Annotated in this window: 11 protein-coding genes and 1 tRNA gene; 4 read left to right on the forward strand and 8 right to left on the reverse strand. The window is 61.2% G+C overall.

Going from position 1 to position 13,168, the window contains the following annotated elements; all coding sequences use genetic code 11:
• Nucleotides 1–35: 35 nt before the first annotated feature.
• Nucleotides 36–1,520 carry a threonine synthase gene (locus ACRQFC_RS05375; protein WP_284883113.1) on the reverse strand — a complete coding sequence of 495 codons (1,485 nt, stop codon included), beginning with the start codon at nt 1,518–1,520 and terminating at the stop codon, nt 36–38.
• 187 nt (nt 1,521–1,707) lie between these two features.
• Here ACRQFC_RS05375 and ACRQFC_RS05380 point away from each other — a divergent pair, with 187 nt between their 5' ends.
• The 3 genes from ACRQFC_RS05380 to ACRQFC_RS05390 are packed head-to-tail and all read left to right on the forward strand — an operon-like array spanning nt 1,708 to nt 5,038.
• Nucleotides 1,708–3,072 carry an ABC transporter permease gene (locus ACRQFC_RS05380; protein ID WP_284883115.1) on the forward strand — a complete coding sequence of 455 codons (1,365 nt, stop codon included), beginning with the start codon at nt 1,708–1,710 and terminating at the stop codon, nt 3,070–3,072.
• Nucleotides 3,073–3,086: 14 nt separating this feature from the next.
• Nucleotides 3,087–4,382 carry an FtsX-like permease family protein gene (locus ACRQFC_RS05385; RefSeq protein WP_284883116.1) on the forward strand — a complete coding sequence of 432 codons (1,296 nt, stop codon included), beginning with the start codon at nt 3,087–3,089 and terminating at the stop codon, nt 4,380–4,382.
• Between the two features lie 8 nt (nt 4,383–4,390).
• The gene (locus tag ACRQFC_RS05390) at nt 4,391–5,038 is read left to right on the forward strand and encodes an ABC transporter ATP-binding protein (protein ID WP_284883117.1); all 648 of its coding nucleotides are present in this window, start codon (nt 4,391–4,393) and stop codon (nt 5,036–5,038) included.
• A 120-nt stretch (nt 5,039–5,158) separates the two neighbouring features.
• Here ACRQFC_RS05390 and ACRQFC_RS05395 read toward each other — a convergent pair whose 3' ends face one another.
• The 7 genes from ACRQFC_RS05395 to ACRQFC_RS05425 form a co-directional block, all read right to left on the reverse strand.
• The gene (locus ACRQFC_RS05395; protein ID WP_284883118.1) at nt 5,159–7,435 is read right to left on the reverse strand and encodes a prealbumin-like fold domain-containing protein; all 2,277 of its coding nucleotides are present in this window, start codon (nt 7,433–7,435) and stop codon (nt 5,159–5,161) included.
• A gap of 157 nt (nt 7,436–7,592) precedes the next feature.
• Nucleotides 7,593–7,877 (reverse strand): DNA cytosine methyltransferase, encoded by a 285-nt coding sequence (locus ACRQFC_RS05400; protein ID WP_350309897.1) that lies wholly within the window; start codon nt 7,875–7,877, stop codon nt 7,593–7,595.
• Nucleotides 7,878–7,981: 104 nt separating this feature from the next.
• The gene (locus tag ACRQFC_RS05405) at nt 7,982–8,194 is read right to left on the reverse strand and encodes a hypothetical protein (protein WP_284883119.1); all 213 of its coding nucleotides are present in this window, start codon (nt 8,192–8,194) and stop codon (nt 7,982–7,984) included.
• A 14-nt stretch (nt 8,195–8,208) separates the two neighbouring features.
• Nucleotides 8,209–8,484: a DNA cytosine methyltransferase gene (locus tag ACRQFC_RS05410; RefSeq protein WP_200807170.1), complete on the reverse strand. Its 276-nt coding sequence runs from the start codon at nt 8,482–8,484 to the stop codon at nt 8,209–8,211.
• Between the two features lie 782 nt (nt 8,485–9,266).
• Nucleotides 9,267–9,342: transfer RNA gene (locus ACRQFC_RS05415), tRNA-Ala, on the reverse strand.
• Between the two features lie 149 nt (nt 9,343–9,491).
• Nucleotides 9,492–10,973, reverse strand: coding sequence for a DUF6667 domain-containing protein (locus ACRQFC_RS05420; RefSeq protein ID WP_284883120.1), 1,482 nt, complete (start codon nt 10,971–10,973; stop codon nt 9,492–9,494).
• Nucleotides 10,974–11,101: 128 nt separating this feature from the next.
• Nucleotides 11,102–12,328 carry a molybdopterin molybdotransferase MoeA gene (locus ACRQFC_RS05425; protein ID WP_284883121.1) on the reverse strand — a complete coding sequence of 409 codons (1,227 nt, stop codon included), beginning with the start codon at nt 12,326–12,328 and terminating at the stop codon, nt 11,102–11,104.
• 161 nt (nt 12,329–12,489) lie between these two features.
• Between ACRQFC_RS05425 and ACRQFC_RS05430 the strand changes: the two genes are divergently transcribed.
• A complete protein-coding gene (locus ACRQFC_RS05430) occupies nt 12,490–13,125 on the forward strand; it encodes a 5-formyltetrahydrofolate cyclo-ligase (RefSeq protein ID WP_284883122.1) in 636 nt (211 codons plus the stop codon).
• Nucleotides 13,126–13,168: the final 43 nt, after the last annotated feature.

Genomic DNA, 13,168 nt, shown 5'->3' on the forward strand with positions numbered 1-13,168 from the left:
GCGCAGCGCCGCGCGGGGAACCCGCCCACTGCCCACTAAGCGCAATGCGTGGCGATATACTCGCGCACCGCTTCCGGATCGGCGGGAACCTGGGTTGCACGCTGCGGGAGGGCGAGCAGCCCGGCCAGGCGTTCCTCCAGGCCATCGGCCACATCCCCGACCGCTTCACGCACGGTATGCGCGAATTTCTCCGGGCGGGCGGTTTCCATGGCGAGCACCGGGACCGCGCCGTCGCTCAGGCGGCGGGCCACCGTGACCGCGTCCGCGGTATGCGGGTCAATGAGGATCCCGCTGGTCCGGTAGGTCCATTCAATAGCCGCCAGGCGGTCCGCATGGTGGGATGAGGAGGCCGCGAAACCGAATGTCTCCTCGAATTCCGGCAGATAATCGCGCATATCTAACGTCCCGGTGGCGCCCAGCTGTGCCCAGGCGGCCGGGAAATCCTCCCCCAGCACCTGCCAGATGAACCGCTCCACATTGGAGGCCTTGGAAATATCCATGGAGGGGCTGGAGGTGGCGAACGTGTGCTCGCGCGAGCGCGGGGTATAGCGCCCGGTGGTGAAGAATTCTTCCAGCACATTATTTTCGTTGGTGGCCAGTAGCAGGCGGCGGATGGGCAAGCCCATGCAGCGGGCCAGGTGACCGGCGTAAATATTGCCGAAGTTACCCGAGGGTACACAGAAATCCACCCGGGTAGCCCCGGCCCCGGCACCCGCCCCGCCGGCCCCGCTGGGAGCGGGAGTGGGCGCCGCGGCAGCGGCGGCGTCGTCGTTCAAAGCCTGCGAAAAAGTGCCATCGGTATAACGCAACCACGCCCAGAAGTAGTAAACGATCTGCGCGGCGATCCGCCCGAAGTTGATGGAATTGACCGCGCCGATGCGGTAGCGGGTTTTGAAATCGATATCCGAGCTGAGGGTTTTGACGATGTCTTGGCAGTCGTCGAAAACGCCATCGACAACGAGGTTGTGGATATTGGCGTCCTGGAGGGAATACATTTGGGCGCGCTGCACCGCGGACATGCGCCCGCGCGGGGAGAGCATGACCACCTGCACGCCCGGCTGGCCGCGGAAGGCGTATTCCGCCGAGGAGCCGGTATCCCCCGAGGTGGCGCCCAGGATGGTGAGTTCGCGCCCGGTGGCGGCCAGCACATAAGGAATGGCCTGGCCCAGGAATTGCATGGCGAGATCCTTGAACGCCATGGTGGGGCCTTCGGACAGGCCCACCAGCACCAGGGTGTTATCCACGCGGCGCAGCGGCACCCCGCCCGGGAAATTCTGCGGGCTATAGGCGGCCGCGGTGAGGCGCGCGAGGTCCGCGGTGGGAATATCGGTGGCGTACAGGCCAATAATCGCGGCGGCCAGCTCCGGGTAGCTCAGGGTGCGCCAGGCTTCGAGCTGGGCGGCGCTCACCCGCGGGATGCTGGCGGGCACCACCAGGCCGCCGTCCGGGGCCAGGCCGTCGAGCAGAATATCGGTGAAAGAAGCCGGTTCCATCCCGGAACGCGTGGAGATGAACTGCATGCTCGCCTTTCGCTGAGGGTGGGCGCGGGGAAGAAGGCCGCTCTCCCATCATAGTGGCTCCCGGCGCGCAGAACCTCGCGAACGGCTCTTCACATTCTCTTCACGAAGCCTCCAGGAAGTCTCCAGTAAGCTGAGAAAAGCTACTACCTATCAGAAATTTTCCCGAAGACGTGAAAGGTACCCGGTAGTGACCTTAGCTGGACGCGCGTGGCGTTACGTCGCCCGAAAACATATCCGTACCCTGCTTCTTTTCGTCATTATCACGGCGGTGGTGACCGTGCTGGTTTCGGCCGGGGCGGTGCGCACAGCATCGGCCGCCGCGGGCCGCGACGCGGAACGCACCCTGGGCTCCGGTTTCGTGCTCGAAAACTCCCCCTATAATTCCGGCACCCCGCGCGGGGGCGGCACCGTCAAACCCGCGGACGTGGAGCGGATCGCCGCCCTGCCCGGGGTGGATCGCTACACCGCGCGCCAGGATGTGACCGCGGATCTGGTGGGCGCCAAGGTGGCCCGGCTGGACCGCCAAGAATATGATGCCAAGCGCGAGGCGCAGCTCGGTAACGCGGTGAGCGTGCGCGGGGTGAGCGCCAGCGCTGATGAAACGAATATTCGCAGCGGCACCCTGGAGCTGGTGGCCGGGCGGCATATTACCCGCGAAGATAAAAATAAGGCGATTATTCACGAGGATTTGGCGCGGCTCAACGGCCTGACCGTGGGCTCGAAACTCACCCTGCGCGGAAACCCCTACGATTACGACAATACGAAGAAATCCACCGCGGAAGTCACCGTGGAAATCGTGGGGCTGGTGCGCGGGGATAATCCGCAGCCGGCCGCGCGCCGCCTCGAACTTTTCGCCAACGCGGTCTACACGGACCTCGCCACCACCCGCGCGCTCTACGCCTACACCCCGGAAACCGAGATCTACCAGGACACCACCTTCTTCGTGGCCGACGGCACCGATAGCGAAACGGTGATGAACGAGGCGCGCGGCCTGCCCATCGATTGGCGCAACTATCAACTCACCCGCACCTCCCAGCTGCTCACCGGGATTACCGGCGCGGTGGCCGGGGTGCAGAGCGTCATGACCGGCGCGATTATTACGACGGCGCTCCTTGCCCTTGCGCTTCTTAGCCTGGTGCTGGTGCTGTGGCTGCGCGAACGCCGCCGCGAAACCGGGGTGCTGCTCGCCATCGGCACCTCGAAAGCGAAGATTCTGGGCCAGTACCTGGTGGAGCTGCTCTTTATTACTATTCCGGCGGCGGCGTGCGGGGTGGCGCTCAGCACCGTGGTCGCCCAACGGGTGGGGACCAGCGTGCTGGCCTCGGTGAAGAAATCCGGGATGGAGGAGCTCACTTCGCAGGCGCCGCTCGGGGGCGGGGTGGACGTCACCACAGCCACGCGAACCTTGGATGATCTTGCGGTCCAGTTGAGCGCGGGTACGACGACGCTCGCTCTGGCCCTCACCCTCGCCGTGCTTATCGGGGCAACCGTGCTGGCGGCCCTCCCCATGCTGCGCACTTCCCCGCGCAAACTGCTGGTGAGTGCGGCATGAGTGGGGTAAGTCCCATGAGCGCGGGGACGCGCGCCGGACTCGCGCTGCGGCGCCGCCCGGTTCGCAATGTGCTGCTTTTCGTGGTTATTAGCGTGATTTTTACGGCGCTGGTGGCGCAGGCCGGGGTGCGCGGGGCCATGGGCCATCTGCGCACCGCCATTGATGCCCAGGTGGGAGCCGGGTTCGTGGCGAGCGCGCCAGCTGGTGCGCCCAGTGGGGCGGGTGATGCGGCCCCAAGCGATAGCCCACATACCAACCCCGGCGATAATCCGTTCACCCAAGCCGCGCCCACCCTGAGTCAGGCCCAGGCCAGTCAGCTCGCGGCGCTGCCCGGCGTGGCGAGCACTGCCACCGAGCAAGATATTCTGGCCACTCCGGTAGGCGCCCAGGCTGTGGACACCGCGGGTGGGGTGCAGTTGGATGCCGGCGTCATGGGCGCGGTGACGGTGACCGCGAGCTCCGATCCGGCACGTTTCCCGGCTTTCGCGGCCAAGCTCTACCGGCTCACGTCCGGACAGATGAACAGCGGCGCGGAACCGGGTGCCCTCATTCACCGTGATTTTGCCGAGGCGAATGGCTTGCAGGTCGGCGATGAGCTGCGGCTGCGCGGCCCGGCCGGTGAGGTCACCCGCCAGATCACCGGGATTTTCGACGGCACCACCCCGAATCCTTCGGGGCTGCCGGCGAGCGCGGCCGCGAATCGCATCCTCGTGGATAGCACGGCCGGCCGCGAGCTCAGCGGGGACGCGGGTGCCACCCGGGTACGGTGTTTCACCGCGAGCGCGAGCGAGTTACCCGCGAGCCTAGCCGCGGCCCGCACCGCGCTCCCCGATCTCACTTACGAGCACAATGCCGCGAGTTTCACCGGGGTGCTGCGCGCGGTGGATAGCGTGGAGGGGCTGCTGAGTGCGCTTCTCAGCGGTGCCTGCGCGGCCGGCGTGGTGATTGCCGCGGCGGTGTTGGCCCTGTGGGTGCGCGGGCGGATGCGGGAAATTGGGGTGCTGCTCTCGCTCGGGCAGCACCGCCGCGTGATTGCCGGCGGTTTCGCGCTTGAGTTGGGCGCGCTGGCGCTGGCTGGCGGCGTCGTCGCTATTCTTGCGGGGCGCCAGCTTACCGCGCTTGTGGGGCGGGCCGTTGTGGACGGTGCTGCGCCGGGCGCGCTGGCCGGTTTGCCTCCGGTAGCGGTGAGTGGCGCGGATATTGCGTGGGCGCTGGGTGTTGGCGCCGGGATTCTTGCCGTGGCGCTGGCTATTGCGCTGTTTCCGATTTTGCGCCGGTCTCCCCGGCAGATTCTTTCGTCACTGAGTTAGGAAAAATTATGAATGTTATGGAACTTGATCACGTGAGTTACAGCTACCCGGGTAGCGGCGCGAAGGTGCTGACCGATGTGTGCGCAGGTTTCGAGCCGGGCACGGTTACGGCGCTGCTGGGCGCTTCGGGGGCCGGGAAATCGACGCTGTTGAGTTTGCTGGCGGGTTTGGATACGCCCACGAAGGGCGCGGTGCTTTTTGAGGGCGTGGATATTGCGACGACGGGCTACGCCCATCACCGCCGTGCCCATATTTCGCTGGTGTTCCAAAATTACAATCTCATTGATTACTTGACTCCGCTGGAAAATGTGCGGCTGGTGGATCGGCGGGCGGATAGTTCCGTGCTGCTGGAGTTGGGTTTGAGTGAGGATGAGATTCACCGTAATGTGCTGCGGCTTTCTGGTGGGCAGCAGCAGCGGGTGGCGATTGCGCGGGCGCTGGCCTCACCCGCGCCGGTGATTCTTGCGGACGAGCCGACGGGGAATCTTGATGAGGATACCGCGCGCGGCGTGGTCCAGATTTTGCACGACGCCGCACATCTGCACGGCAAGTGCGTCATTCTTGTCACGCACTCCGCGGATATTGCCCGCGGCGCGGATCGCGTTCTCACGCTCTCCCACCGGCGCCTCACCGAGCCACGGGCGGGAGTGCGTTAGCCACAGCACTGCACTTCACCTGCGCGAAGATCCACGGGAGCCCAGGGTTTCTTGAAACGTGAGCGGGGGTCGAAAGTTATCGGCCCCCGCTCACTCTAATTATTTCGCTTCCAACAAACCTTAGTTGGCTTTCGATTTCCGATACAGGGCGATACCTGTTCCGAATACGGCAATCACCGCAATAAGTAAGCCACCTTCGAATCCGGTAGCCGGCAGCTTCTTATTGGGTTTTTCCACCTTCTTGATATTCGGAGTAGGTTTCGCGCTCGAGGTACCGCCGGGTTCGGAACTCGGAGTAGTGCTCGGATCCACACTCGGAACATCGCTAGGCTCAACACTCGGGTGAGCACTGGGGTCGATGCTCGGATCCGCGCTTGGTTCGACGCTCGGGGCACCACTAGGTTCACCACTGGGGTCCGCGCTCGGGCCACTACTGGGATCCGCGCTCGGCTCCACACTCGGGCTGCCGCTGGGCGAGGTGCTTGGAGTATTGCTCGGCTCCACACTCGGGGCACCGCTTGGTTCGACGCTTGGGCCACTACTGGGGTCGATGCTCGGTTTCACGCTTGGTTCGACACTCGGAGTAGCGCTCGGTTCCACACTGGGCTTATCACCCGGGTTCTTCACTTTCGTATTGGAAACCACCACAACTTTTTGCTTGAACTGCACCGGCACGACGGTGTCTTTTGCCTTGACGAAGCCTTCCGGAGCCTTGACTTCAACGAAGACATAGTTACCGCGCTTCAGCTCAAGTTTCACGCCTGTCGTACGATCCGGTAGATAGAGTTTGCCATCCGCGCCACTCACCAGGTTCTCCAGTTTTACGCCATCCCGATTAGTGGCAATATCACCCGGAGTTCCGTCGGATTTCGCTTTGTAGATGCTGAACACCGCACCTGCCAAAGCCTTACCCGTATCATCCTGCTTCACAAAGTCGATCAGTTGATAACCATCGGTCTCAGCAGTAATCCCCGGCGGTTTAAGCTCTTCGGGGTTGTATCCTTTACCCTTCGCTTCAACGTCACCGGGTTTGGATCCTTCGTATTTAATCGGAGTGCAATTCTGATGCACTTGCGGATCGCAGTTCGGAATCTCTTGAGCGTAATAGGACGCCTTATTGACATAAATAGGCCGCCCGTTTTTGCTGAGCATAACCGAATCATTAACAGGCTCAGCATCAAAGCCGATATTGAAGTATCCACCCCCGTCAAAGTACTTCGAGGAGTAATTCTTCACTCGCAGCATGAATCCTTTACCAACGACCTTATACAGGCCGCCAGCATCATCAATAAGCTTTTGTTCCTCAGCTGTGAGGGGCTCTCCTGCCGGTTTTTGCAGCAGAATATCTTTCGGTACGGTAGCGTTCGCCATGCTCATCATGCCTTGTTTCTTGGCTACGATGTCATAGCGATCCAAAGGGATGGGTTTTTCCTCAAACGCCGCAGTTCGGGAAGATACAGGATTTTCTGGCTCGGGTGTACGGAAGTAGATGTCATAAAGCCACATCTCCATGCGCTGCTCAGCGGGCTTTGTAGAATCTTTTACCCAATGCGGATTCGTTGCCCCGAGTTCAGCCAAGAAGGAATCTTTACCTCCCTGAGTTTTTTCGTCGTAAACGGCAACATTCCCGTGAAGAGCCATATTCACATCGGGCGTGTCGTAAATGATAAATTCATTATTCGGCCGCAACCTGGTACCAACTTGGATCTCAGAGTAGATATACGATTTATCGCCATCTACTTTCGAAGCACCCGTCTTCTCCAAAGAAGCCATATCCGGGAGTTTGACAACAGGCTTCTTTACCCGATAAGTAACCTGCTTCCCCGTCGACTTGCCGTCGACTGTAATGTCGTAAGCGACATCAACGTGGGTAACATCTGGGTTTTCCTCAAAATACGTGTCACGTACGCCTTTATCAACGTAGAACGGCATCTCAATTTGGGAAGTAACAAAATCTTCACTCACGTCAGTGAAAGTAAAGACTCCAATATGCCCAGCTTCAGTAGCCACATCAGCGAGTTTGGCACCGGTGACAGAATCTGTAATTTGAGTGACTGAATTGAAGTTGCCACTTATGCGCAACAAGTCCAAAGCGGGATCAATCGGGGTCAAACCAACCTTCAGGACATCCCCCGCATTAACAGTTGGATGCGCACCTTTCTTAGCCAACTTGAACTTGAGAGTTCCCGCCCATCCCGTAGTCGCACTAACTTCAGTGGTGGTTCCGATATGAGAGTTCACGGTCAAGTTGGAGTTACGGTTCATCCCGATGGAAGACTGATCAACCAATCCGGAAATGTCATTAGCGGCTGATGCCGTAGGAATAGCGATACCCGCCAATACAATCGCACCGGAAATCAAGGATGCGAAAAGCCCCCAAAGTTTGCGGTGTTTCATAAGCTCTCCCGTCTAAGGACGTCCCCCTATGGACATCCTTAACGAATCAATAGAATACGATAATGATAATTTCATTTATAGTATTCACTAAGATAAATACTTATCCATTTTGCAACATAATAACCGTGACATCGCCTCCGTTTCAATACACCAATCCCTAACTTTGAGCCCTGTTACGTTGCGGGATAACGTGTCCTGTAAGCCCGAAATAGATGCGGGCTTCGGTCGCGGTGAAAGAGAGCAATGCTTCATTGCCGAGTGGAGTGAATTCACCGCGGGTCGGCGTTATGTTATCGGCCTTGAGTAGCTCTGCGGCTACCGCGCGGCCAAGCATGACAGGAACGGAGTTTCCGATTTCTCTGAAGCCGTTCCACTTGGTTATGTGGAATCTGAACCAATCCGGGTAGCCGTGCAAACGTGCTGCTTCCCGTACTGTAATCACCCGAGGATGGACGGGGTCGAGCGTAATTCCTCAGATCTTGTGTGACACCACGCAGGATTGCCGCGTAGGGGCTTGGTTCCGAGTATTCAACGCTCTCCACCGAATCACTGGGCAGCAAACTCCTCAAAAGTATCTGCGTCGGGTAGAACTGCGAGAGCGTCGCTGACGCTGGGCCCCAGCGGGAGCAGGTTCCCTTCCGGAAGTGAACCATTGATACGGCGTGGTGTATACCGCGGACTCGGGTAGCTGGGGCGCTGGCGCAATTCCAGGACTAAACGGACAAATTCCTTGAGGAGGGAATTACGTTCATCATCCAAAGAGCGTTTGCCTATCAGTGAAATCCCTTGCAGGGTGGACCTCCCGCTACGAGGTGAATCTCTTGGTCCTGAATATTCGATTCGGAGCGGATCATTGCGCCGCTGACCTTACGCACGTCCACGCAGAATGTTTTGCCGTAGGGGAAATTAAATTCGTGGATGGCAGCGTGGATCGGATCGTACTCAACGGCCGCGGCAACGTCATACCCGGCTTGCTCCAGACCTAGGGAAAGTCCGCCGGCTCCCGAAAAGAGATCCACAGCAATGGGGCGACGACTGTTCTGTGACATGCTCGAAGCTTATTGGTGGCCAACGACAGAATTTTGGAGCAGAAGGAAGCCTCCATGAGCGTCTCCGTCCATGATATCCTGGCCATCGAAGACCCCGGAACGATCCCTAGCCTCGGCTAAATCGCCGGGGTTATGGCTTTCCAGGATCCGCGCATACGTCAAAATAGGACTCATAGACCGGGTTAGGAGGCGAAATGATTCAATCGCCACCGAGAAAAATCGGAAGAGGGCTAACAGTATCCCTAAGCGTCGTCGTTGCGTTATGTGGCTGTTCGAGCAGCGAAGCCACTTCACACTCGGAAAAGATAATAAACTGGACAAAGTACGAAGTCACAAATTCACACGAGCTGACCTTTACCGCTATCACGGGCGACCCCAAATGTTTCAAGTTACGTACCGTCGTCAAGGAAACTAATGGACGCATTGAGGTGGCAGTCATCGAGGGAACACCGCCGAATGCTCCGCAACACTGCACGGCTGTGGGGAGGGTCGAAAAGCTCATTGTTAAAACTGAAGCTCCAGCGCTAGATCTGGATGTCCGCGCTTTACCAGCAGAAGAAGTCCAGTTAAATCCCTGACTCCCCAAAAGCGGAATATTCCTCTACGGCAAGTACTGGCTCACATCCCAAGTTTTCTATGATCCAGGGTGGTATAGTCAGCCGTTAAAGACCCCGGAACGATCCCTAGCTTCGGCTAAATCGCCGGGGTTTCGTCTACCCTTTTCTCGTGAGGTCTGCAAGCCGCATGCGAAATGGATGTGTGTGGGTATTTACCAGCCAGAATGGTGGAGCTAAGGGGATTCGAACCCCTGACCTTCTCATTGCGAACGAGACGCGCTACCAACTGCGCCATAGCCCCAAAGACCTGATTAGTTTAGCACCCGAACGGCCCGGAATGAAATTTCGGGGAGTGGTTCCCATTACACCACTCCCCGATCTTCCCGTTTTCAGTTAGTACCCGCGGCGCGGCAACTCAGCCTTCAGCCAAGGCCACCCGGCCGACCACAGCTACGCGCGGCGCTTGCGCAGCAGCTCGTCCAGAGCCGCGCCACCCGCGAGGCCATCATGCGCAGGTGCAGCTGCCTGTGCGGGAGGCAATGCGGCTTCGGCCATCGATGCCGGCGTTGCTTGGCCAGCAGGCGCTGTCACAGCGGCTGCCTGCCCCACCGCAGCCTGAGCGGTACCTTGCGGAGCAGCTTGACCCGCCGGCACTGTGGAAGCCGCCGCACCTTGCGCCACAGCATCCACGAAAGTCACCCGCTCGCCAATCTCCTTGGGGCGGTAGGGCACCGGAGCTACCGGGGCTTCAGGAGCCTGGTAGGGCGCTACCGTGCGCTGTTGAATCTGCGGCTTGAGCGTATAGCTGGGCAGCTGGCGGCGCGGAACCGCTCCGGCCACGAAACGCTTGGGAAGTTTCTCCGCTTGTTCGCGTTGCGAACCGGCGATAGGAGCGAAATCTTCCGCGGCGATAATCCCTTGTTCAAGGGTCACCGAAATGCCGGAACGGCGCTTAGGCGCCCGCGCCCCCGCGTTCCGGCTCCGTGCTTTTCCCGGGTTCACCCCGGCTTCATATTCATCGGCGTTCGCGGCCTGAGCATCGCGAGCTTCACCAGCGCCACCGTCACGAGCATCGCCAGCAGCTTCAGCTTCACCTTCACCAGCTGCATCTGCGCCGCCGGTGGCCGCGGAGGCAGCCGTCGGCGTGGTAGCCGCGCTCCCACTCCCCGCGCTCGCGCTCTCCGCACTCCGGCTGAGATCAGCACTCCGCCCCAGATCCGCGCTGCGGCTCGCATCGGCCGTCAGCGCCCCGAGGTCGTCGCTTCCCAGGGCCGCGCTGGCCGCGCTCAAAGCCGAATGGGCGGAAGCCGCCGAGACCGCCGAACGCCCGGGGCGCGGGCGAGCCGGGCGGCGCGAATGGCGCTGCGCCCCGCGGGTCTTCCGGATACCAAGTTCCTCGGTGAGCTCGGCAATATCCTCGCGGTCCCGAGCGGTTGCTTTCCCCATTTCACTGAGGAGGTAGCCGAAGCCCGCCCCGTACAGCACCCCGATGCCCACAGCAACGTAGAAAATCCAACGGGGCATCGTCGTCGTAAAAGCAAGAGCGCCGAGCACCACAATAAGCAAGCCTAAAGCGCCCGCAACCACGAAACCGCGCTGCCGATTCGCTGCACGTTGGGAAATACGTGCTTTACGGCGCGCGCGTTCCCGCGCCAGGGTGCGCACATTACGCCCCGCGCTGGGTGGAAGAATATCGCGTTCGTCGTTCTCTGCCATGATGACCTCCGGCTTCCGGAAAAAAATGGCCCCGGTTGGCCCGCCAGTTTCCACGCCCGCCGTTCCGTCCGGCAGCGCGAGGGTGCGTAGCTGGGGTGAATAGCGTTCGTCGATGCGCACATCAGCGAGAATGACGCGCCGCCGATACACACCAGGGATGACATAGACCATGAGCAGCACAACCACTGCCATCAACGCGTATCCCTGGAATCCCACACAGCCACTTTAACCAATCGCGGGGCGCTCAGGCAGGGACGCGCCGTTACTTTCGTAGAGAGAATAACAACGGTGTGATTCGTGGGACGGATGGGGCTATTGAGCTGGGCTATCCCTTCAAGCTGGGCCTACCCGTTGAGAATCATGCACTCCAATTCGTCACCAATCCCCACGCTTTCCTGATCCGCGGGAACCACCGCGAGCCCGTTCGATTTCGCGAAATTCGCCAGGGAGAGCAGCTCCACATCCCCCACCGGGTCAAATTCGTAGCCGGCGCGCGGATCGCCGTACACCTGCACCCGCACGTAATCTTGCACGCCGGGCCGGGAGAGCAGCCCGCGCGCCGCCCGAGCCCGGATCGAGCGCGGGGTCACATGCTTGTAGCCGGCCATTTTCCGCAGCGAGGGGCGCACAAACACCTCGAAGCACACCAGCGCGGCCACCGGGTTGCCCGGAAGGCAGAACATGAGTGCCGAATTTGCGCCGTCGCCCCCGATGGTACCCACCCCGACGTGCCGGCCCGGATTCATAGCGACGGCGTCGAACCGCATCGAACCGAGCGGGGACAGGACCTCCTTGAGGGTATCTCCACCCCCGTAACTCAAACCGCCGGTGGTGAGGATAACGTCGGCGCGCAACAGCTGGTCCTCCAAAGACTCGCGCAACAGATGCCGGTCATCGGAAACCGCCGGTACACGGTACGCAACCGCCCCGGCGTTACGCACCGCGGTGGCAAGCGCGTGCGAATTCGCGTCGTAAATCTTTCCGTTACCCAAAGCTTTTCCGGGCGCCACCAGTTCATCGCCCACAGACATCACGACGACGCGCGGCGCCGGCCGCACCCGCACCCGGTCGCGCCCGGCCGCCGCCAGCAAGGCAATATGGCGCGCCCCAATACGGGTACCTTCCTCCAGAATCGTGGTGCCGGCCCGCAGGTCCTCGCCCTGCGCGCGCACATTCTCCCCGGGGGCCACGCGCGCCGTGATATCCACCTGCGCTTCCCCGTGATCCGTATCGATGAGGGGAACAACGGCGTCCGCGCCCGTGGGCATCCGCGCCCCGGAAGCAATGCGGGCCGCCGCGCCGGGAGTGTGGGCGATGCGGTCGGTGGTGACGGCGAAAATATCATCGGTCACCGGGAAATGCGCCGGGCGAGCTGGCTCGGCACCGAAAGTTTCGTCCGCGCGCACCGCGTACCCATCCAGGGCCGCCAGGTCGGTGTGAGGAACATCAACAGTCGCGACAACGTTTTCGGCAAGAATACAGCCCATCGCGTCGGCAAGCTCCACATCGAGAGCCTCCAAAGGCTGGGCGACCTTTAAGAATTCATCGAGTTGCTCGGCTACTGTTTTCACGTATTCCTCCTCGGTACACAGCACAGCGTACCGGTTTGGGGGCGTGCCGGCGCTCGCGCCGCGCGCACGGGCCCTGTTATTAGAGCACAACGGGCCTTGGCTCCGAGCCATAAGGGCCTTGCTCCTAGCGGTCATCCAGCACCTCGTGCCACACTGGTGCCATGACCGACCACACCATATCTCTTCCTGATGTCTCCGCGATGGCGGTGCCGGAAGCCAAACAAGCCTTGCGCGCAACGGTGCGCGCGGCTCGAGCTAAGCGCACACCCGCCGCCCGTGAGGAAGCCGAAGCCTGCTGGGTCACCACCGTGCTGGATTTCCTCGGCACCGCCACCACGGTTGCCGGCTATATTTCCGTCAATAACGAACCGGGCACCCGGGCGCTATGCGATGCCATTGTGGCCAGCGGGCGCACCCTCCTTGTGCCCAAGCTCGGCCCCGGGCTCACCCGCCAGTGGGCGCGCTACACCGGCGCGGACAATCTTACCGACCAGGCACCCGGCCGCCCGCCCGCACCCCGGGGCGAGGCCCTCGATTCCACGGTGTTGCGCGAGGTAGATGCCGCTTTTATCCCCGCGCTGCTCGTCAATCACGACGGCGTGCGCCTGGGCCAGGGCGGAGGCTGGTATGACCGCGTGCTCAAGCAGCTCGATAGCGCCACCCCGGTCGGCGCCCTGATATGGCCCGAAGAATACGTGCACACGCCCCTCCCCCACGATGAGATGGACGTGCCGGTACGCTACGTGCTCCTCCCCGAAACCGTGGTGGACCTGGGCGGACATTCTCCCCTGCACTAGGGGCACGGACCGCTGAACCGCGGGGCAGTTTGCGCCGGGCAAC

Source organism: Actinotignum inguinis (assembly GCF_051265835.1).
In the GTDB taxonomy this organism is placed as follows: domain Bacteria; phylum Actinomycetota; class Actinomycetes; order Actinomycetales; family Actinomycetaceae; genus Actinotignum; species Actinotignum timonense.